Here is a 19959-nt window from a genome sequence, read left to right as displayed (position 1 = left end):
AGCTTTCGCGTCATCATTGTGGTCATTGGCGCAAGACGATGCGCGGTCGACTGCTGCTTCCCTTGCTAATCCTGGCGGTGGCCTGGGGGCAGGAGCTGATCGACCAGCTGATTTTTTCGGGGCAGTGGAATCTGCCGATGGGACCGGATCAACCCTGGTGGGGGGTCCTGACCTCCCCCATCAGTCACGCTGGTTTTGGACATCTCATCTCTAACAGCCTGGCCTTTCTGCCCCTGAGCTGGCTGGTCCTCAGCAGGGGAATGCGCGATTACCTGAGCGTCTGGCTGTCCGTGCTGGTGATCAACATTCCGGTCGCCCTGTTCTGGCCTACACGGAGTCATGGACTCTCCGGTGTGGTCTATGGGCTCCTGGGCTACCTGCTGCTGATCGGCTGGCTTGAACGTCGCATCCTGTCCATCGTCCTGGGGCTTGTGGCGTTTTGGCTCTACGGCTCAGCCCTGATCGCCTTGATCCCCGGCGTTTCACCCGCCGGCGTGAGCTGGATCGGCCACAGTGCAGGCTTCATCGGTGGATTGGTGGCGGCCCTAGCGGTGTATTGCGAGCCCTCCGCCGATTGAGGTCAGGGGTGAGACAAGACAGCATCGAGAAACGCCAGGGGGCGGTGCATGGTGGCGGAATAACCCAGCAGACTTTGATCGCGATGGCTGTAAATCACGCTGTCGTCAGCATCAAGCAGCACCGTGGCACCGCGCTGGGTGATGTAGTCATCGCAAGGCACATAGGTGCGCCAGTGCCGGAGCACTTCGTTCATGTTGCGCAGACGCTTGGTCGCAAGCTCAAAAGGTCGCTGAAAGCCATCACCACCGGCCCGGCGGAACAGACCTCCACGAAAGCGTGGCAGAGGAAACGCCTCGATCCACTCCTCGTCATCGAAGATCTGGGCAGCTGAGCGATCACCGGTGTAACCACGCAGCACCTCACGCAGAGTGCCTGGAGAACCCACACCGGCACACATCAGCAGAAAACCAGGCCATGGCCCACCAGGCAGATGCAGCCCGGACTCCAAGCCAAGGGAGTGATGCAACACCGGTGAAGAATCCACGATCAGCTGCTGCAGGGGAAACCCCGTGAAGGCAGAGAAGCGCTCAGCGCCAGCAGCGTTGCCAATGCCGAACAACTGAACCTTGATCCCGACCGCCGCCAACTGGGGAAGCCGCGGTACCAACGCCTGGGCATATTCGATCGAGTCGAAGTCACCCAGCTGGCCGAGCACAACAACAAGACGCTTGCTGCCGCGCTCCATGCCTGGGATTTCAGCGAGACGATCAAGGAGTGGCTGAATGGGGATCATTGCCGTGGTGACAGCCCGGTTGACAAAAAGGGCTGTTGTCAACGGCAGCGTGGCAAACATCGGCGAGCATTGTGTTCAGCACCATTCCCTCCCGCAGCAGGCGGGGGTGTTCAAGAGACAGCAAACCATTCCAGATCCGCCAAGCATTGAAGGCATGGCAATTCAACGAAAAGAGCTGTGATTTGTGCTGAATGAATGCATCAATTAGGTGAAACGGGTTGAACCAGTCTGTTCGCAATCGATTCGTCTCATTCGCGCATCAGAGACACGAGAATCAACCAAGGTCATCACTCCAGATCACACTGGTCCGATTCGAACGCGTTTTCAACGCCAGATGACTCGTCTTCGAAACAGCGTGATTAAATCGAACTCATCAACTTGAATTTATAAATGTCAAAGCAGTGGGATGTGGTCGTCATTGCACAACCACAGCGAGGTGAGGCCAAACCACTACTCCCCTAAAATAAAACAATCAACTTTTGCTCCATTCAATGATGAATAAACAAACTATTGAATAGAGATTCCCTGCAGCGGAAACCTGCGCGCACACAATACCTTTAAACAAAGTTGCTACAAAGTTACAATCACTCAAAGGCATTGACCATATGAGACACAGCAATATCGCTGCACTGGCAAGTATCAGCGCAGCGATTCAATTCAAGGAGAGCCAATTGCACTATGGGTACAAAAGAAAATCTACAAGGAGTAAAGATCTATGCCAAAGGCAATAAGCCATCAAATAAGTCCAAGACTAGCGAACAGGCCTTTGCTCAGAATCATTAACAGACAAATTGAGGTTCCAGCCACCAAACTAAAATTAACTAATTGGAAAATTGCCGGGCTTTGCAGCGATTCCAACTGTGCCGTCGGCTTTTGATCTTGACGAGATCCCTCCCAATAGGCGAAGACCAAACCCTTCTTGGCCACAAGCTTGTCACGACTATTTAGCGAGCCGTAGCCAAACTCACTAATCATTTGCGATTGCTGCTTAATTTTTTTACTCTCGGCCACAAAAACAGACTGTATCCAATTACTATGCGCGCGAATACCAATCGCGATCCAAAAGATTACTGGAATGCATACAAGGAGGTTTAGATAGTCCATTGAAGTAAAAACCATATTCTGACCATTGATTTTTTGAGCGGTTATTATTTTGATCGCAGTCGCGCTGATATATCTTTCATTCCTGTGATGATTTTTGGCGAAGACGGCCAAGAATGGATGCAATATGCACATAAATTTGCTACTCAGAAAGGGCAGCTTGGTTAACCCTATACGAATCATTCGGGGAAATGCCCCTAAAGCACCACATAAAAAAAACTAAACTCGACTGGATTTGATTGATTATTACTTAATGCTTACTCACGGGCCATTTAATTACCGGGAAGCAATTTCATTGCCAACCACGGCATTTGGCCTGGTATTGAAGTTTCTATAGTAATTTCAGGCTTCTTTTACTTGAAATGAAAGCCTATTTCTTTGTTGCAGCTGACTGATCGGCCGAAGCAGACTGTTCTTTCACAGTTGCGGACGGCTTCTTTTGGCCCTCTGAAGTCTCACTCTTTGTTGCAGATGATTTTTTATCAGATACAGATTTTTCTTGTTTGACCGCTTTTTCCTGTTTAACTGGTGGCTTCTTTTTGGGTTTCAGCTTGCTTGTATCCAGAGCGCTTTCACCAAATGATTTATAACCCAGCAAGACCAGTCCGCCGACCACAGGGATCGAAGCAATACCACCCATGGCAATTTCAAATCCACTTAGAGCCACGTTTCATTCAAGCAAATACAATTGCAATACTGCACGATAAAAGCGTTTTAGGATTTCAAAACGCACTATGGGCAAGTATCAAATGGTCAAAGTTTAGACTCTTTTTTGCAGGGCAAATGTTTTGATCCTTCATTTTGCTGTCACTTATTGTCTTGCCTCTTATTCTTTGGATGCAATTCTTACATTAAAGAATTTCCAGGTTAATTGGCCTCCCTTTCTTCCAGGGCTCGTTTACGATTCAATCTATCAAGCCAAAACTCCCGGGTTGACGCTATATCAGGTCGCTTACCTAAGCGTCGATCAGATCTATCGGCAGAATTAGCATCTGAAATAATCGGGAAGTGCTACCGCCAGATTTTTTTTCATGCGATGTCTTTTGATCGCGATCCTTTTCTGGAATCGCAATTTAAGTCTGGAAGCATCACAGTAAGGGATTTCGTAAGGGGCTTGCTCCTCTCAGAGCGTTTTTACAATGGATATGTTGCATGCAACAATAATGAGCGAATTGTCGAGCAGGTTGTAGGGCGAGTTTTGGGCCGTCCTGTTTATGGCTCAGACGAAAAGAGGTCTTGGTCTATTGTTATTGCTGAGCAGGGATTTTCAGGATTTGTTGATGCTGTTCTTGCCTCTCCTGAGTATTTTGAGAGATTTGGCAATGATGAGATACCTGAACAAGTTAATCGAAGCTTGCCAGGCCGTCCTCAGGGTGAGATGCCCATCTATCAGCGCCTTCCCCGCTATGGAGAGAGTTGGCGCGAGCGCTTGATTCGTGATGGGTTGATGTTGTCTATAGATGCTTTCAATAAAATTAGTCGTCCAATGACGGTATCCCGTCTGATTTACGAAAAGCCAAAGGGTCGTCTTCTCAAGCTTTGGCTTCTTTTCTTAATTGTTGGTGGCGCTGGAAGCCTTTACTTGGTGCTTTTAATCTTCAGCCAGATGTTTACGATTCGCTGAAATTTTTATGGAAGCTTGATACAGATGTACATAGAAAGGAATCCGGTTGATGCAGCTTTTTCATCACATCCTGGGCAGCTTCGTACGGGATCCGAACCATCTTTAGGCGGAGGACTTCGCGACAAAGCAGTTTGGGTTGAGGAAGTTGACTGCATTGGCTGCCGTTATTGCGCACATGTAGCGTCCAATACTTTTGTGATGGTTCCAGAAACAGGTCGCTGTCGTGCGATTCGCCAAGACGGTGATTCAATTGATCGAATCCAGGAAGCGATTGACACCTGTCCTGTCGATTGCATTCATTGGGTCGATTTTGAAGACCTCAACTGAAGAGCTGATGTTTATTTCAACGCTTAATGCTTCCGGTTACGACTGCCCGTAGCTGGTCGGTAAAGGTTGGCTAGTGAGCCCAAATGCTTTAAACAGGCTGGCGGAGTTGCTCAGCACCAGTGAGAAACGCTGATCTGACTCCTCCCCTTCAAAAGAGGAGCCAGGCTGTGCATGCGGTGTCGGCGTGGGAAAGATCGCTGACACTCAGCGCCCAATGACCATGCAGGGGCCAATGGATGGAGGTGTGGACCCTCCAACAACACCATCACCCGGCTATCGGTTCAATGCTGTTCCGATGAGGCGAAAGCAGCGACCATATGAGCCGCAGCCATGTTGTGGCTTAACTCGCCTTCAGTGAATCCTGCTGGTCTGACTCCCAGACCTCTCATTGGCAAGGCGTCAGATTGAGCGGAAGGGTTCCATCAGACCTTGCCTTGCACACGCCCTGAGAGAATCAAAATAAAGGGAGAAAGCAGGTGGGCAAAAAGTCTGGCTTCACCAGTGCAGAGATCGAGGAGATCAAGCGTCTGTATCTGAAGGAAGGTCGATCGATTCTCCAGATCCCCAAGATCCTTGGCAAAGGCAGCGAAAACTCAGTGCGCAACGCACTGCATAAGGCACGAATCAAAAATGCACCCGAAGAACGTATCAAGCTTGATCGGTTCAAGCCAGAGCAAATCTATGGAGAGATCACCCTCTTAAAACGACTCACAAAATCAAAAAAGCTGAGATTTCACGCAAGATGCACATGTGGTTATGAATTTGATGTTGACCCTTTTCGGTTAACATTGCCAGAGCATCACAAAGACAGAATTTCTGCATGCCAACGGTGCAGCAAAGAGAAATAATCGCCAATACCTCGCGCTTTTCACGACAACTGAGACGACAGTCGATAACAAGCAATAACCCCTTTCCCCTGTCAGGCCAAGGCCAGACGACGGCGCCTGTATCAAGCCGAGGCCATTTTAACAATGGCTAAAGAACGAAGTATCCAGTGGAACCTTGCGGGCCTACAGCAACGATGTAGAACTTGAAAACATTTTTATTCACTCCCTATCAAGCCATGGAACTCACCTTCTTGGGCAACAAATATGCAAAGTCAGAGAAAGCAACTACCAGGCCAACAATCCAACTCAAATACATGGGTAAATCCTATCGAGCCGATCAAGGCAATTTGGTTCGCAATTCCGTTGTTCTGACTTATCGCGGCGTCTCCTATTCCAAGGCCTGAACAGGCTCAGGTTCCACCCCTGCCCTGTCGCCGCCGGCCTCAGCCCTGATGGGGCAGCAGAAACTACGGCAAGAAGATCAAGCATCAGCAAAAATGGCGGGATGAGATTTCTGATCACAGCCCTTGTCGCGTCATGGGCATTGGTCTTGCCGGTGCGGAGTGCGGAACCGATTCCCCTCGTGGTGGTTCCCTTTGACGCGGCATGGGGATCGCGACGTCTTCCCATCCAGCCAGCAGCGCTTCTGCCCCCACCGCCAGTCCCCGAAGCGAATCAAGACACGGAATCCAAAACTGAACCGAGACATCAGGGTCAGCGCTGGTGCCGTGGCCGTTGCTAATGCCACCACAGCTGTCGCACAAACGCGTTTTGTCTAAACCGAAGACATCACTACTTCTGACTCCCGTCATGCGACATACGGCTCTGTTGATGGCCACAATCCTTTGGGGCTCCACGGCTCTCGCAGGCGGGAATCGGGCCACAGCCCAGGGCCCCTCAGAGCAGTTCGCCACCGCAGAGGCCATGCGCGTGGTCCCAAAAGGGGCAACGATCACCGACACAACCTGCAAAAGCATTGATGTGGGATTCAGCAGCCGCTATCAGTGCACCATCACTTACAGCCCCTGAGCTGATCAATGAAAGGCTTGCTTGCTCCGTGTTTGGCCTTGCTGCTGCTTGGAGTACCGGCCGCGGGACGCGCCGCATTCGATGAGTGCCAGCTGATGGATCAGGTGCTGAATCGCCTGGGCAACGCCATGGCAATCAATCGAGCGATCATCGCTGAAAGCAGTGACAGCAAAGCTGTTGCTGTTGCGAGCGAAGCTCTTGCCCAACAGAACGAGAGCTATCGACGCACGAAGCGCCAGCGCTCCAAAGCAGGCTGCGAAGGCTGGGAACGGGACTAACTGATGCCAGGCAAGCTGGTGGAACGATGATTGAGAGACCTTGGCCGTCACCATCTGCCAAAACTGCGGAAGCCGTCGGTTTCGTGCCGATCGATCCATGGCCGGACGGCTGGTCTGTCAGAACTGCGGTCTTGCGGCAGGGAGCCGACCCACGCGCCCAACGCCGCTGAGCAGTCGGCGCAGCAACAGAAAGTTCTGGCTGGTCATCCTGCTGCTGGCGATCATCGTGCTTGTGGTGATCACGTCATGAGCAACTGAACAACCTCGGCCGTGTTTGCAGATAGGGGCTCTGACGCCAGCTGTTCGATGGCCTGACGCATCACCTTCTGGCGGTCGGATCCGTAACTGTTGCAGCGGCTGAACACCTTGGCCATCCGTGAAGCTGTGATCGGATTCCGGGAATCAACCGCTGCGATTTGCTCAGCCATGAACCGATAGCCACTGCCATCGGCGGCATGAAATGCCTGCACATTGGCCGTGAATCCGCCCAGGACGGCGCGCAAGGAATTGGGAGCGAGCGGATCGAAGCGTGGGTGCTCCAAAAGCTGCTGAACCCGCTCCAGAGCATTCGACCTGGGGGCCGACGCTTCCATCGCAAACCAAGCGTCAAGGATCACGGGTTTGTCCTTCCAACGGTCGTAAAACAAGGCCATCGCCTGCTCACGCTCAGCACTGTCGAGCGGAAGCAACGCGCGCAGTGCTCCCCGCGCGAGGGTCATCGAAGGCCCGGAGACCGCCGCCAGTGCCTCAGCCTGAACCATTGCGTCCCCAGCAGCTGCAAGCCAGCGCCAAGCCAAAGCCGTCAGTGCACGGCCGCCCTGACCGGCTGGCCAAGCCATGGCCCAGTCAGCCCGCGCCAAGTCCAGGAGTCGTCGCAGGGACGACTGCAATCGAACACCCATCTCCTGGGTCCACTCCCGGAACGCCTGATCCAGCGAAAGAGGATCCACTGGCGATTGCAATGCCTCCAGTTCTGCCATTCCTGGAAGTGCAAGCAGCGCCGCCAGGTCCATGCCATCACCACCGTCGTAAGCGGAGATCCTCTGATCCAGAGCCTGAATCAGAGCCTCCTCCACGGCACGTTTCGGCTGGTTTTCAGCCCGTGCCAGAAGCACCTGACGTGCCAAACGCTGAGCCGCATCCCAACGGCAGAAGGGGTCATCATCGGAAGACAACAGCTGCAGGCACTCCTCCAGCGACTGATCCAACCGCACATGGACCGGCGCCGAGAACCGCCGCAGCACGGATAGGGCAGGGGCGTTGTCACCGGGCTGGCCCTGCAGGGTGATGCTGGCTCGCTCAGCCTCCATCACGAGCAGCTGCTCTTCACCAACACGACCTCGCTCACCCACCAGGGCCATGGCAACCGGCAGCACCAGGGGCTGCTTGTCCACTTGCCCCGGCGTCGGAGCCGTCGCCTGGTGCAAGACCACCGTCAACTGACCCGATTCAGGGTTCCACTGCCGATCAATGCTGAGTTCCGGAGTTCCTGCCTGGTGGTACCAGCGCTTGAAGCGTTCCAGATCAAAACCAAGCGGCTCGCCCTGGCTGGTGGCGCCATCGGCGATTGCCTGAACAAAGTCCTCAGTTGTGGCGGCCGTGCCATCAAAACGTTGGATGTAAACCTCCATTCCCTTCATGAAACGCTCTGGCCCAAGCAAGGTGCGCAGCATGCGGATCAACTCCGCGCCCTTTTCGTAAATGGTTGTTGTGTAGAAGTTATCGATCGCCTGGTATTCCGATGGCTTCACGGGATGCGCTGTGGGGCCTGCATCTTCTCGAAATTGGGTATTACGCAACATGGCAACATCCTCAATGCGCTTAACCGCTTCAGAATGCAGATCTGCAGTAAAACATTGATCACGAAAAACCGTTAGACCTTCTTTAAGTGAGAGCTGAAACCAATCCCTGCATGTAATGCGATTTCCGCTCCAATTATGAAAATATTCGTGCGCAATGACGCTTTCGATTCGTTCGAGCTCGGCATCGGTTGCAGTCACCGCATCGGCGAGAACAAGCTTTGAATTGAAGATATTCAGACTCTTATTTTCCATCGCTCCCATGTTGAAGTGACGCACCGCAACGATGTTGTATTCATCCAGGTCGTATTCGAGGTTATAAACAGATTCATCCCATGCCATGGATCGCTTCAGCGACGCCATCGCATGGGCCGTAAAGGGTTCATCCCCCTCCTCAACATGCAATCGCAGGGTGACCTGCCGGCCCGACGTCGTTGTGTACTGATCACGAATCTCCCTCAAGTCTCCGGCCACCAGGGCGAACAGGTAAGAGGGCTTGGGGAAAGGATCGTCCCAGGTCACAGCATGACGGTCAGCGCCAATGCGCTCGTTCTCTATTGCATTGCCATTACTGAGAAGCACCGGACAACTGCTGCAGCTGGCCTCAATCCGCACCCTCCAACGACTAAGCACATCCGGACGATCCGGATGCAGGCTGATGCGTCGAAATCCTTCGGCCTCGCACTGAGTGCTTAGGAGACCACCGCTGGCATACAACCCCTCAAGAGAGCTGTTGGAGTAAGGATCCAGACGGCAGCAGGTCTCCAGTACAAACGGCTGGGTCGGAACATCTGGGATGGTCAGAAGGCCGTCAGCGAAGCTGTAATCCTCAGGCTTCAAAGGCGTCTGGTCGATCGCGAGAGATTCGATGGCCAGATCGACGCCACACAACACGAGGGGCTCACTGGAACGACGCGGTTGAAGGCTGAGCCTGGAGTTAACAACGACATGGTCGCTCTGGATATCCACATCAAGAGCGATGTCGGGAAGATCAAAGGCCCATGGCGTGTAGTCCGCTAAACGAATCGAAGCAGCTGCAGTCATGGGCTAACGACGCAAGGACTCAACAATCCTGACTGACAGAACCCAAGACTGAGGCTCGTCAGCCAAAAGTTGAACCCTTAGACCACCAGTGGTAGGGCTAAATATTATCGATCAATCCAAAGATCGGAATCTTTCATAGCCTAGAAAATCGAGATATTTGTCACTACAAGAGCGGGAGAGGAGCTCTTCCTATTTCTTGGCGGGCTTCAAGGACGCGGCTGCTTTCTCAAAGCGTGCTTTCTCTGCGGCAGGAACTGATTTAGGACAGAACTTCAAAGCGCCGCCTACGACCATAAAGCCAGCATTGTTAAGGAACTGCTTCTCAGGCAAAGGAGTCTTGGAGCCAGGGAGCAGACCGCCATGCTTGCCGTAGATCACATGCAACTGAGCGGCAAGAGCAACCGCAAGAGACTTGCTGAAATCGATCTTCTGGGCCCTCGCCTCACAGAAGGTGGCGATCGACATCACCCCATACGTATTGACTTCCATGGCCGTAGCGGGGGTGGGCTTGGCCTTTGACGCCTGAGCCTGAGCCGTGGCGGGAAACAGCAACGGAGCTGCAATCAACAGGGCAGCGGTGGCTAACGAACGACGAATCACCTTGGTTCTCGGACAGCTCACTTTTTTGCAACTTACCGCCCAAGCAAAGGCTTCACGAGGGTTGGGCGCGGTTGTTGAACTGGGACAACAGCAGAACGGAACCCCCTATTCGTCCTCGATCAGCGGCAGGGAATCGGAAAGTCGAATCTCGTGATGATGCTCAACGATGGAGAGATCACCGTTCTCCCAGCTGTAAATGGCGCGATAGCGGTAGCGGTCCTGATCCACAAGCCGAATGTGCTCAAGGATGTCCCATTGCTGATAGTGGGATTCGAGAATGGTTTCGTGCTCATCCACTTGCCGGATCCTGGTTCTCACAGGGTCGCCAGTGAGATAACCACGACTTCGTTGGAGCTGATGGCCCCACAGCGTGGCCTCCATCACCCCAGTGCGCTCAAACCAAGGCTTCCGTGCAAAAAATTCGTCGGAATGCTGGTCCTCCTGGTCGGACCACCAGCTAAATCGGTACCGACTCTCGCCGGCCTCGGGGTGGGCGAAGGCCTCCATCTTGAGGTTCATATCCAAATGCAGCACCTGGTCGTCACTGAAGGTGTACTGCCGTCTGGAACGCCAGACCCCCAAATTGCGGTTGAACCAGCGACGCAGGCTGCTGTCGACCTGAATCGTCGGCTGGACAGCCACTCCAGCGGGAGCGGTCAGAGGAACACGGTTTTGCGCGGAAAAAAGCGACATGGACCGCGTCGATGACGCCATGGAGTGTTCTCCATCGTCTTAGCTCTGATGGCGGTTCAGTCAAAAACCCATAAGGTAAGCATCGGTTTTTGTGGTCTTGAGTCCGCGTGGTGAAGGACGGTCCCAAGACCCATCAGCCGTTGAAGCTATTGCTGGTGGCAGCGCGACACCACCTGTCTGGCCAGGATCTTCGTTCCGTGGTGCAGTTTCTGGAACGGGAAGACCTGGGCTTCGAAGTCACCCTGCAGGTCGCTGATCCCTCGCACCAACCCGAACTTCTGGAACTGCATCGCCTTGTGGTGACGCCAGCCCTCATCAAACTTGCTCCAAACCCGAAACAGGTTTTTGCAGGAAGCAACATCCTTCAGCAACTCAAAGGGTGGGTGCCGCGCTGGAAACAGGATGGGGTGGTGAGCGGTCTCGGCCTCAGCCTCAGACCCACGGAACTTGATGGCAGTCGGACCCAAAAGGAACTCCAACTCGAGGATCAACTCTTGGTGCTGCGTCAAGAGAACGAGACGCTGATCGATCGCGTTCATGCCCAGGAACGCTTGTTGCGCATGGTGGCCCATGAACTGCGTACACCGCTCACGGCAGCGGCGTTAGCCCTGCAAAGCCAGCGCTTGGGACAGATCGACATGGATCGCTTTCAGGATGTGATCACCCGCCGCCTGCAGGAGATGGAGGCGCTGTCAAAGGATTTGCTCGAAGTGGGAACCACCCGTTGGGAAACGCTGTTCAACCCGCAACGGCTCGACCTTGCCAGCGTTTCTGCCGAGGTCATTCTCGAGCTCGAAAAATTGTGGTTGGGCCGAAACGTCGAAATACAAACTGATATCCCCGCTGATCTTCCCAAGGTCTTTGCCGACCAGCGCCGCATGCGTCAGGTGCTGCTGAATCTCCTGGAAAATGCCCTGAAGTACACCGGGGATGGGGGGCACATCTCGCTCACCATGCTGCACCGCACCAGCCAGCGCGTGGAGGTCAGTGTTTGTGACAGTGGTCCCGGTATTCCGGAAGCGGAACAACAGCGGATTTTTCTGGATCGGGTTCGTCTACCGCAAACCTCCGACCAAACCACCGGGTACGGCGTGGGTCTGGCGGTCTGCCGCCGCATCGTCGAAGTGCACGGCGGCAAGATCTGGGTTGTCTCAGACCCTGGAGAAGGAGCCTGCTTCACCTTCACGGTGCCGATCTGGCAAGGACAAGGTGTCGAATGGGGACAGGCTGTCTTGACGGAGGGTCCGACCAAGCCCTAGTGTTCACAAGTGATCAGGAGCACTGACTGCTCGCTCATCACGGCCTCGCCCCCATCGTCTAGAGGCCTAGGACACCTCCCTTTCACGGAGGCGACAGGGGTTCGAATCCCCTTGGGGGTATAGACAACATCGCGAATTCAATTCGCGATGAGTTCAGCAGCGACTTCAGCGGCTTCTTCGTTGCGCTTCCTGCACCACAGCGCTCAGATTGCTGGAAAGATCATCTCGCAGTCGCTCTTCAATCAAACCAATCGGCATGCCAAGGCAGCCTTGAACCGTCAGCTCGTAGAGCAGTGAGCTTCCGTCGGGACGTTGACGGATCTGCCACGAACCTTCGAACCGCCTGAAATCACCTTTCACCATGCTGAACTGCAGCAGTCCGTCGTGGCGATACTCCGTCAACTCCAACTGAACCTGGGCTGAAAACCGAAGCCCCAGGAGCTGCTGACTGCCCACCTGCTGAAGCCGTACCGTCTGGCCTTGGCGCTGGATCAGCTCGCTGGAGCTGAGGTTGGGGATAAACCGGGACAAATTCTCGTAATCCGTCAGCACATCCCAGAGGAGCTGAACAGGCATCGAAGATTTCAGTTCCGCAGCGAGACGACGCGCACCCTGGGGCAGCCGCTCCATGGTCTGCTCAATCGCAGTCGCTGAATCGCTGGAGGTTTGAAGCCCACGTCCAAACATTGTCTGGGGGAGAACCAAAAGAGGCGCCGAAGCGAGAGACCGAACCTGGGGATCTTAAGGAGGTCGCCTGAATCACATCGAATTCTGTTCCAAAGAGCAACCTTTTTGTGTGAAATCGAAGGCCACGCCTATAGTCGCGCCACAAAAAGCAGGTGATTTCAATGCGGGTGTCCAATGCAGCGACAGAACATTGCAATGAGGTTCTGTTCACTGTTGTGGCAAGTGGTCCCCAGGTCGGCTCACAAGCGTCCGTGGTTCAGACCTACACCGTTGCTATGAACCAGTTTTCCGCACTTTTCAAGCGATTGGGGGCCAGTGGCGCCAAAATCGTTTCGGTGAATGGTGTGGAAGTAGAGCATTCAGCCGCTCCCGTTGCCGCCACCCCGGCACCTGCCCAAAAAACCGCCAAAAAACCCGCTAAGAAAGCCGTGACGTCAAGCGCCCCGAAGAAAAAGCCCCACGCCGACGTACCGGTCAACACCTACAAGCCCAAAACACCGTTCATGGGAACGGTGACCGAGAACTACTCCCTGCTGAAGGACGGTGCGATCGGTCGTGTTCAGCACATCACCTTTGATCTCGCAGGTGGTGATCCTCAGCTGAAGTACATCGAAGGCCAGAGCATCGGCATCATCCCCGAGGGTGAAGACGCCAAAGGCAAACCTCACAAGCTGCGGCTGTACTCCATCGCAAGCACACGCCACGGCGACAACCTCGAGGGCAACACCGTCTCCCTGTGCGTCCGCCAGCTCGAGTACAAGAACGATGCCGGCGAACAGATCTATGGGGTCTGCTCCACTTATCTCTGCGACATCGAGCCCGGCACCAAGGTGAAAATCACTGGACCGGTTGGCAAGGAGATGCTCCTGCCTGACGATGAAGAGGCCAACGTGATCATGCTGGCGACGGGCACAGGCATCGCCCCGATGCGCACCTATCTCCGCCGCATGTTCGAGCCCCGCGAACAAGACACCAACGGGTGGAAGTTCCGCGGCAAAGCCTGGCTGTTCATGGGCGCGCCCAAAACAGCCAACCTTCTCTATGACGAGGATTTCCTCCACTACGAGAAGGAGTACCCCGACAACTTCCGCTACACCAAGGCGATCAGTCGGGAAGAGCAGAACGCCAAGGGCGGCCGGATGTACATCCAGGACCGTGTTCTGGAGCACGCTGAAGAGATCTTCGCCATGATCGAAGATCCCAAAACCCACGTTTATATGTGTGGTCTTCGCGGCATGGAGCCGGGCATCGACGAAGCCATGACAGCCGCTGCTGCTGCCAAGGGGCTCGACTGGTCTGAACTGCGCCCGCAGCTGAAGAAAGCCGATCGCTGGCACGTTGAAACCTATTGATCGATCGCCTTCAGATCGTTTCCGGTCCACCCCTCGGGGTGGACTTTTTTTTTCGGTTGAAAACAAAAGCTGAGATCAACACGGAAACAAAGCAGCAAGTCCATGTCTGTTGCCAATTCCGTGCCTAAACCAGCGTCAGAAGCCTGGATGCTCCATGGTCGCCACGATGACAAACCCCCTACGGGTTGGACTGCGACAGGAGCGCGTGATCGCGCCGCAGTGTCTGGTGATTTTCGGCGCGAGCGGGGATCTGACCCACCGCAAACTGGTTCCAGCCCTTTTCGAGCTGTTCAAGCAACGGCGACTGCCCAGTGAGTTTGCCCTTCTGGGCTGTGCAAGGCGGCCGTGGAGTGATGAGGAGTTCCGCGGAAAGATGGCGGAAGCGCTCTCCAGCACCATCAAGGACGCCCCCCAGGCCTGGGAGCAATTCGTCGGCAAACTCTTCTACGAGCCCGTCGACCTTCAGCAACCTGAGGATGTTGTTCGGCTCGGCGGACGGCTCGAGCAGATCGATCAACAGTGCGCCACCCGCGGTAATCGCACGTTTTACCTCTCTGTGTCGCCCAAGTTCTACGGCAGTGGCTGCCGCTCACTCGCCGACGCAGGCCTGTTGAAAGATCCCAAACGCAGCCGGGTGGTGATCGAGAAGCCATTCGGTCGCGACTACGGCAGTGCCCAGGCCCTCAATCGTGTGGTCCAGACCTGTGGGCAGGAGAACCAGATCTTTCGCATCGACCATTACCTGGGCAAGGAAACCGTCCAGAACATCATGGTTCTGCGCTTTGCCAACACGATCTTCGAGCCGATCTGGAACCGCAATTACATCTCCAGTGTTCAGATCACCGCAGCTGAAACCGTCGGGGTGGAGGAGCGAGCCGGGTACTACGAATCGGCAGGTGCCCTGAGAGACATGGTGCAGAACCACCTGACACAGATGCTGGCGATCACCGCCATGGAACCTCCAGGTCGCTTTGATCCGGAAGCCATCCGCAACGAAAAAGCCAAGGTGCTCCAGTCCGCCCGGCTCGCTGACGAGCTCGAGCCCTGGAACTGCTGCATCCGCGGCCAGTACGGTCCCGGTGGTTCAGCGGAATCACCCCTGGCTGGTTATCGCCATGAACCCGGTGTGGATCCCAACAGCACCACCGAGACCTACGTGGCGATGAAACTGTTCATCGACAATTGGCGCTGGCAGGGCGTTCCGTTCTATGTGCGCACCGGCAAACGCCTGGCCAAGCGCATGAGTGAAGTGGTGCTCACCTTCCGCGAGGCGCCGGTGCATCTCTTTGATGCGGCCACCGGAGGTCCCACCGCCAATCAGCTCATTCTGCGCATCCAGCCGGATGAAGGAGCTGAATTCCGCTTTGAGGTGAAATCACCAGGGTCTGGGATGCGGAGTCGCCCCATCGACATGGAATTCTCCTATGACAAATCGTTCGGAGAACCCTCCGATGAAGGCTATGTGCGGCTCCTCGCTGACGCCATGCTCAGCGATCCCACCCTGTTCACCCGCAGCGATGAAGTGGAAGCCGCTTGGCGTCTGTACACCCCTCTGCTGGAGCTGATTGAAGACAGCCCCTGGCAGCTGCCGGTCCATCCCTACGAATCACGCACCTGGGGGCCTGCCGCAGCGGATGCCCTACTGGCGAAAGACGGACTGCTCTGGCGACGCCCATAACTGCCCTGTTTCTCAGCTCTACACGTCCCGCTCCACTCCTTGCTGCTCCGTCACGATGTCCCCTCAGCTCACCCTGCAAACCCCGCTTGAACTGGCACCTGCGGAGGTGCCCCACTACCTCGAGCAACTCTGGTCCCCCGAGCAGCAGGGCAGCACGGGCACCGGTGCGAACACCTTCTGCCTGCTGATCTGGCAACCCGCCTGGGCCGAGCAGCAATTGATCCGCAGTGGCCGCCTGCCTGGCCCCATCACCGGACAGCAGTCCGCCCCCTTGATCGCTGCGGGTCGCCAAGCGGTGATGGATGCCGACCTCCCCCTCAGCACACCTCCCCTCGATGGGGCCGTGGTGAAGGCGATCGCTGATTTTGGGGGACAGGCCAGCGCAGAAGACCTGCGTGGGCAGTACATCGATCCGGCCCTGAGTGCACTGATGCCACGTCGCCTGATCACCCTGGCACCAACGATTGATGCGGAGCAGTCGTTGGAAACACTCGTGGCCGCGTACTGCCCGCTGCCTGAAGAAGGGGGTGGTACCACCGCGTGTGGGGACGTTGTGGTTCTGCGGGGCGGCCATGGCGCCCTCAACGAGGGACTCTCAATTCTCGAACCGCTGCTGCCGTCATCGATGCCGGCCTGGGTCTGGTGGAACGGATGCATGGATGAAGCGCCGGACCTGATGCAGCGGCTGACCAGCGCGCCCCGTCGTCTGATCATCGATACAGCGATGGGTGATCCGCATCAGTGCCTTGACCTGCTGCGCTCCCGCGTGGAGAACGGCCAGGCAGTGAACGATCTCAACTGGCTGCGATTGCGCAGCTGGCGCGAGACCCTCGCCATGGTGTTTGACCCGCCGCAACAGCGTGATGCCTTAAGCCACGTCACACGCCTGGACATCGATGTGGAGGGGCATCATCCCGCCCAAGGGCTGCTACTTGCCGCCTGGATCGCCGATCGGCTCGGCTGGACGTTGGTCTCTTCCGCCGCGACCGACGACGGCACATCAGCCCTGTTCAAGCGTTCCGATGACACGGAGGTGCGCTTTCAACTGATGGCTGTACCGACGGGCCAGCCCAACGTGCATGCGGGACAGATGGTGGGGCTTCGACTGATTGCTGAGCCGGAGAGCGGCCAAGGCGTTTGTGTGATTCTCTGCGCTGAATCCGGGGGGTGCATGCGTTTGGAAGGTGGCGGCATGGCCAACCTCGAGCTGCATGAAGAAGTTGTTCCCGTTCAGCACGACACCCCGGAAATGGATGTCGCCCGACTGCTCGGCGGCGGTCACGACAGCACCAACCCACTCCTGGCCGCTGCTGCACCACTGGCTGCCAGGCTGCTGGGCTGAGCCGCGTCTAAGCCATGGCCGCCGTCATCGCTGCACCAGCCAGTGGCAGCGGCAAGACCCTGCTGAGCCTGGCGCTGTTGAGCTGGGCGCATCAGAACGGACGACGGATCCAACCCTTCAAGGTTGGACCGGACTATCTCGATGCCCAGCTGCTGAGCCAAGCCTCCGGTCAGGCCTGTCGCAACCTCGATCTCAATTTGTGCGGGGAAGACTGGGTTCGGCGGGCATTTCACGGTTACGGCGGAGTCGCTGACCTAACCCTCGTGGAGGGAGTGATGGGCCTGTTCGACGGCATCGGCAGCAGTGAAACGGGAAGCACCGCCGACGTGGCCCGCCTGCTGGGCTTGCCGGTGGTGCTGGTGCTGGATGCCGGGGGTCAGGCCGCCTCCCTCGGCGCCCTCGTTCGCGGATTCCGCGATCACGATCCCAACCTGGCAATCGCCGGAGTGGTACTGAATAAGGTCAGCAGCCCCAGGCACCGGGAGCTCCTCGGAGAGGTACTTGACCGCATGCAGATGCCCTTGCTGGGCTGTCTACCGCGCACCGAGGCCCTTGCACTGCCGGGCCGTCATCTCGGTTTAGCCCCTGCCCATGAACTGGCAGCTCCCGAACAACGACGCCAAGCCTGGGCCGCTCTGGCCAGCGAGCATCTGAACATGGAACGCCTGGAGCCCTTGCTTCTGGCACCCCGCCAAGGGCCGCACCCTCTGGCCGACATCCCAGCGGTGAAGGGGCCACCCCTTCCTGTGGCTCTTGCCAGTGATGCTGCCTTTCACTTCCGCTACCAGGAAACCTGTGAACTGCTGGAGCAAATGGGCATGCCCGTGCTGCGTTGGAGTCCCCTTGCCGATGCGCCCATCCCTGCCGAAGCCAAGGGGCTGATCTTGCCGGGCGGCTTCCCAGAGCAGCATGCAGCCCAACTCAGCGGCTGTGAACAAAGCCTGAGGTCTCTTCGACAGTTCGTGCAGCATCGGCCGGTCTACGCCGAATGCGGTGGGATGCTCGTGCTCGGACAGAGGCTTCAGGACCTCGATGGCAACGGGCACAACATGACGGGCATTCTTCCGTTCAAGGCCCAGCGTGGCCGGCTGCACGTGGGCTACCGCCGCCTGCAGGCTCGGCGGGACAGCCCTGTCGTTCAGAGCGGTCAAAAGCTCGTTGGTCACGAATTTCACCGTTGGGAGCTGCACACCAATCGGCAGCCCTCCGACCGATCAGTGCTGTGGGACATTGAGGGATGGAAAGTCCATCGACATTCGGAAGGATGGGTCGATCAGACGGTTCACGCGAGCTGGGTACACCTGCACTGGGCCAGCTCTACGACGATTTGCTCCCGATGGCGCGCCGCGCTCGAAGCCGGGGAGAAGCGATCGCCAAACGGTTTGTCAGCCGCCAGCAACACCAACGGATCCAACCGTTCGTCGAACGCTGGCGCTGGGTGATCGAGGGACGCGTCCAACGGGTGGGATTCCGCGCCAGCTGCAGTCGGCGCGCCCTGGATCTCGGGATCAGCGGATGGGTTCGCAACCAAAGCGATGGCAGTGTCGAAGTGCAAGCCGAAGGCCCACCACTCGCCTTGTCTGAACTTCGGGCCTGGTGTGAGGTCGGACCTCCGGGCGCGCGAGTGCTTCGGGTGAAACCAAACCAGCTCCCTGTCACAGGCGATGACTGGTTCGAAGTGCGGTACTGAAACGTACAAGCGAAAACATTGGGAAGGACGCTGCCACGCTCAGCCCACCTAGCTACGGCTGAAGCAGGACCTTCGCGCCTGACGCATGCTCCGCTTCGGATTTGTCCTCTTGATCACAGCACTGCCCCTGCTCGGCATGGAGGCGATGAGCACGCGACGGGAGACGACGAAGCAGGTGTTCGATTCAGCGACAGAGGCCCTCGAGGCCTGTCAGAGCTGGAGGCACAGGGAAGGACAGTTTTCGGCGTTGATTCCTGCTGCTGAACCGGTGTCAGATCAGGCACGCCTGGTACACACAGACATCCGCAGCTGTGAAGCCGATTTAGACCGTGCACTGATTCTGGGGCGCCGCTACAGCGTTGTGGCCAACGTTCACTACAACAAAACACTGCGGTCGCTGCACCGCCCGATCAATCGCACCTTTCCTTACCTGCTAACAGGTGGCAAAACTGACGACTAAGAACCTGGCGTTCCTTGAGCAACTTCCTTGACACCAAAGACAAAGCCTTCTGGAGAGCCATTCTCGGCGTTGTGAGCCTAGGGATAAGTATTGGCCTGGCCGCCTTGATCCTGCGACTCTGAGCAAGGCCCTTGTCGAACATCCACGATCGAGGTTCTTAACCTGAATGAATGGCGGAACCAAGGATCTGGACTGAGCTGCTGACCTACGGGATTGGCGTAGCACTCTCGCCCATTCATATCGTTCTGATGTTGCTACTGCTGCTGGGGGAGTCTCCCCTGCGGCGTGGTGGCTTGTTTCTGGGTGGATGGCTGCTGACCAGCGCCCTGGCAGTTATCGGGCTGCTGACTCTTGGACATGGACTACTCCTGGACATGACCCAGGGATCCGACCACCGAACAGGCCTGGATCTGATTGGCGGAGGAGCCTTAATCGCCCTGGGCGGGCGTGAACTGGTTCGAGGCGTGCTGGAAAACGGAGAAGCCCCGTCCTGGAGCGGTGCCGTGGATCGCTTTGCAGCAATGCCACTTCCGTTGCTGTTACTGATCAGCAGCGTCACAGAAGTCATCAGTCCCGACGACCTGCTGCTGTTCGCCAAGAGCGCAGCCGTGATTCTTGCCGCACAGTTGCCTTTGCGTGAAGAAATTGCCTGCAGCGCAGGGTTCAGCGCCGCGGCCAGTGCCCTGCTTTTGATTCCATTTTTGGCTGTGTTAGCCGGACGTCAGCGGGTCCTGCCGCTTCTGCAAAACGGAAAAGCAGCCCTTCTCCGACGCGGGGAACTGGTAGTTGGAAGCCTGAGTTTCGGGCTAGGGGCCTATCTGGGCTGGCAGGGCATCAGTGGGCTGATGATGAGCTGA

25 protein-coding genes and 1 tRNA gene are annotated in these 19959 nt (G+C 56.4%); 18 read left to right on the top strand and 8 right to left on the bottom strand.

The window, feature by feature from the left end; all coding sequences use genetic code 11:
- The first annotated feature begins 38 nt into the window (after positions 1-38).
- On the top strand, positions 39-578 hold the full coding sequence (locus FZX13_RS00225; RefSeq protein ID WP_226406271.1) for a rhomboid family intramembrane serine protease: 540 nt from the start codon (positions 39-41) through the stop codon (positions 576-578).
- Between the two features lie 2 nt (positions 579-580).
- Here the strand turns inward: FZX13_RS00225 and FZX13_RS00220 are convergent, their stop codons facing one another.
- Positions 581-1312, bottom strand: coding sequence for an AhpC/TSA family protein (locus FZX13_RS00220; RefSeq protein WP_226406270.1), 732 nt, complete (start codon positions 1310-1312; stop codon positions 581-583).
- Between FZX13_RS00220 and FZX13_RS00215 the strand changes: the two genes are divergently transcribed.
- Positions 1302-1493 carry a hypothetical protein gene (locus FZX13_RS00215; protein WP_226406269.1) on the top strand — a complete coding sequence of 64 codons (192 nt, stop codon included), beginning with the start codon at positions 1302-1304 and terminating at the stop codon, positions 1491-1493. The genes FZX13_RS00220 and FZX13_RS00215 overlap by 11 nt on opposite strands.
- 554 nt (positions 1494-2047) lie before the next feature.
- Here FZX13_RS00215 and FZX13_RS00210 read toward each other — a convergent pair.
- Both FZX13_RS00210 and FZX13_RS00205 read right to left on the bottom strand, forming a co-directional pair.
- Complete coding sequence (locus FZX13_RS00210) at positions 2048-2527, bottom strand: hypothetical protein (RefSeq protein ID WP_226406268.1); 480 nt, start codon at positions 2525-2527, stop codon at positions 2048-2050.
- A gap of 256 nt (positions 2528-2783) precedes the next feature.
- Positions 2784-3080 (bottom strand): hypothetical protein, encoded by a 297-nt coding sequence (locus tag FZX13_RS00205; protein ID WP_226406267.1) that lies wholly within the window; start codon positions 3078-3080, stop codon positions 2784-2786.
- Between the two features lie 369 nt (positions 3081-3449).
- On the opposite strand from FZX13_RS00205, the gene FZX13_RS00200 reads away from it, so the two are divergent.
- From FZX13_RS00200 to FZX13_RS00185, 4 genes are all read left to right on the top strand, one after another.
- Positions 3450-4037, top strand: a complete 588-nt coding sequence (locus FZX13_RS00200) for a phycobilisome rod-core linker polypeptide (protein WP_370630763.1) — start codon at positions 3450-3452, stop codon at positions 4035-4037.
- Positions 4038-4061: 24 nt separating this feature from the next.
- On the top strand, positions 4062-4364 hold the full coding sequence (locus FZX13_RS00195) for a ferredoxin (protein WP_226408171.1): 303 nt from the start codon (positions 4062-4064) through the stop codon (positions 4362-4364).
- 476 nt (positions 4365-4840) lie between these two features.
- Positions 4841-5212, top strand: a complete 372-nt coding sequence (locus FZX13_RS00190) for a hypothetical protein (RefSeq protein ID WP_115025277.1) — start codon at positions 4841-4843, stop codon at positions 5210-5212.
- Positions 5213-5427: 215 nt separating this feature from the next.
- Entirely contained in the window at positions 5428-5595 is a 168-nt protein-coding gene (locus tag FZX13_RS00185; RefSeq protein WP_226406260.1) for a DUF4278 domain-containing protein, read from the top strand.
- Positions 5596-5709: 114 nt separating this feature from the next.
- Here FZX13_RS00185 and FZX13_RS00180 read toward each other — a convergent pair whose 3' ends face one another.
- Positions 5710-6003 carry a hypothetical protein gene (locus FZX13_RS00180; RefSeq protein ID WP_226406259.1) on the bottom strand — a complete coding sequence of 98 codons (294 nt, stop codon included), beginning with the start codon at positions 6001-6003 and terminating at the stop codon, positions 5710-5712.
- Between the two features lie 19 nt (positions 6004-6022).
- On the opposite strand from FZX13_RS00180, the gene FZX13_RS00175 reads away from it, so the two are divergent.
- From FZX13_RS00175 to FZX13_RS00165, 3 genes are read left to right on the top strand one after another with little or no spacing between them, the layout of a single operon-like run.
- Positions 6023-6220 (top strand): hypothetical protein, encoded by a 198-nt coding sequence (locus FZX13_RS00175; RefSeq protein WP_226406258.1) that lies wholly within the window; start codon positions 6023-6025, stop codon positions 6218-6220.
- Positions 6221-6228: 8 nt separating this feature from the next.
- A complete protein-coding gene (locus FZX13_RS00170; protein ID WP_226406257.1) occupies positions 6229-6498 on the top strand; it encodes a hypothetical protein in 270 nt (89 codons plus the stop codon).
- A 40-nt stretch (positions 6499-6538) separates the two neighbouring features.
- Positions 6539-6748 (top strand): TFIIB-type zinc finger domain-containing protein, encoded by a 210-nt coding sequence (locus FZX13_RS00165; RefSeq protein WP_226406256.1) that lies wholly within the window; start codon positions 6539-6541, stop codon positions 6746-6748.
- Here the strand turns inward: FZX13_RS00165 and pepN are convergent.
- The 3 genes from pepN to FZX13_RS00150 all read right to left on the bottom strand — a co-directional run bounded on the left by pepN (position 6738) and on the right by FZX13_RS00150 (position 10634).
- Positions 6738-9341, bottom strand: a complete 2604-nt coding sequence (gene pepN / locus FZX13_RS00160) for an aminopeptidase N (protein ID WP_226406255.1) — start codon at positions 9339-9341, stop codon at positions 6738-6740. The two genes, FZX13_RS00165 and pepN, sit on opposite strands and share 11 nt — an antisense overlap.
- 189 nt (positions 9342-9530) lie before the next feature.
- Entirely contained in the window at positions 9531-9941 is a 411-nt protein-coding gene (locus FZX13_RS00155; RefSeq protein WP_226406254.1) for a cAMP phosphodiesterase, read from the bottom strand.
- 105 nt (positions 9942-10046) lie between these two features.
- Positions 10047-10634: a hypothetical protein gene (locus tag FZX13_RS00150; RefSeq protein ID WP_226406253.1), complete on the bottom strand. Its 588-nt coding sequence runs from the start codon at positions 10632-10634 to the stop codon at positions 10047-10049.
- A gap of 107 nt (positions 10635-10741) precedes the next feature.
- Here FZX13_RS00150 and FZX13_RS00145 point away from each other — a divergent pair, with 107 nt between their 5' ends.
- On the top strand, positions 10742-11893 hold the full coding sequence (locus tag FZX13_RS00145; protein ID WP_115025285.1) for a histidine kinase: 1152 nt from the start codon (positions 10742-10744) through the stop codon (positions 11891-11893).
- A 47-nt stretch (positions 11894-11940) separates the two neighbouring features.
- A tRNA-Glu gene (locus FZX13_RS00140) sits at positions 11941-12013 on the top strand.
- Between the two features lie 45 nt (positions 12014-12058).
- Here FZX13_RS00140 and FZX13_RS00135 read toward each other — a convergent pair.
- Positions 12059-12580 (bottom strand): SRPBCC family protein, encoded by a 522-nt coding sequence (locus FZX13_RS00135; RefSeq protein ID WP_226406252.1) that lies wholly within the window; start codon positions 12578-12580, stop codon positions 12059-12061.
- 161 nt (positions 12581-12741) lie between these two features.
- Here FZX13_RS00135 and FZX13_RS00130 point away from each other — a divergent pair, with 161 nt between their 5' ends.
- The 7 genes from FZX13_RS00130 to FZX13_RS00100 all read left to right on the top strand — a co-directional run bounded on the left by FZX13_RS00130 (position 12742) and on the right by FZX13_RS00100 (position 19959).
- Positions 12742-13932: an FAD-binding oxidoreductase gene (locus FZX13_RS00130; protein WP_226406251.1), complete on the top strand. Its 1191-nt coding sequence runs from the start codon at positions 12742-12744 to the stop codon at positions 13930-13932.
- Positions 13933-14086: 154 nt separating this feature from the next.
- The gene (zwf, locus tag FZX13_RS00125) at positions 14087-15610 is read left to right on the top strand and encodes a glucose-6-phosphate dehydrogenase (RefSeq protein WP_226406249.1); all 1524 of its coding nucleotides are present in this window, start codon (positions 14087-14089) and stop codon (positions 15608-15610) included.
- 55 nt (positions 15611-15665) lie between these two features.
- The gene (locus FZX13_RS00120; RefSeq protein ID WP_226406247.1) at positions 15666-16952 is read left to right on the top strand and encodes a glucose-6-phosphate dehydrogenase assembly protein OpcA; all 1287 of its coding nucleotides are present in this window, start codon (positions 15666-15668) and stop codon (positions 16950-16952) included.
- A 14-nt stretch (positions 16953-16966) separates the two neighbouring features.
- A complete protein-coding gene (locus FZX13_RS00115) occupies positions 16967-18394 on the top strand; it encodes a cobyrinate a,c-diamide synthase (protein ID WP_226406245.1) in 1428 nt (475 codons plus the stop codon).
- Positions 18322-18642: an acylphosphatase gene (locus FZX13_RS00110; protein WP_370630782.1), complete on the top strand. Its 321-nt coding sequence runs from the start codon at positions 18322-18324 to the stop codon at positions 18640-18642. Before FZX13_RS00115 ends, FZX13_RS00110 begins: the two co-directional genes overlap by 73 nt.
- 85 nt (positions 18643-18727) lie before the next feature.
- The gene (locus FZX13_RS00105; protein ID WP_226406242.1) at positions 18728-19102 is read left to right on the top strand and encodes a hypothetical protein; all 375 of its coding nucleotides are present in this window, start codon (positions 18728-18730) and stop codon (positions 19100-19102) included.
- 170 nt (positions 19103-19272) lie between these two features.
- Complete coding sequence (locus tag FZX13_RS00100) at positions 19273-19959, top strand: GAP family protein (protein ID WP_226406240.1); 687 nt, start codon at positions 19273-19275, stop codon at positions 19957-19959.

This window comes from Synechococcus sp. MU1625 (genome assembly GCF_020514205.1).
Taxonomy (GTDB): Bacteria; Cyanobacteriota; Cyanobacteriia; order PCC-6307; family Cyanobiaceae; genus Parasynechococcus.
The sequence above is the reverse complement of the archived record's forward strand: the minus strand, read 5'-3'. Positions and strand labels throughout refer to the sequence as shown.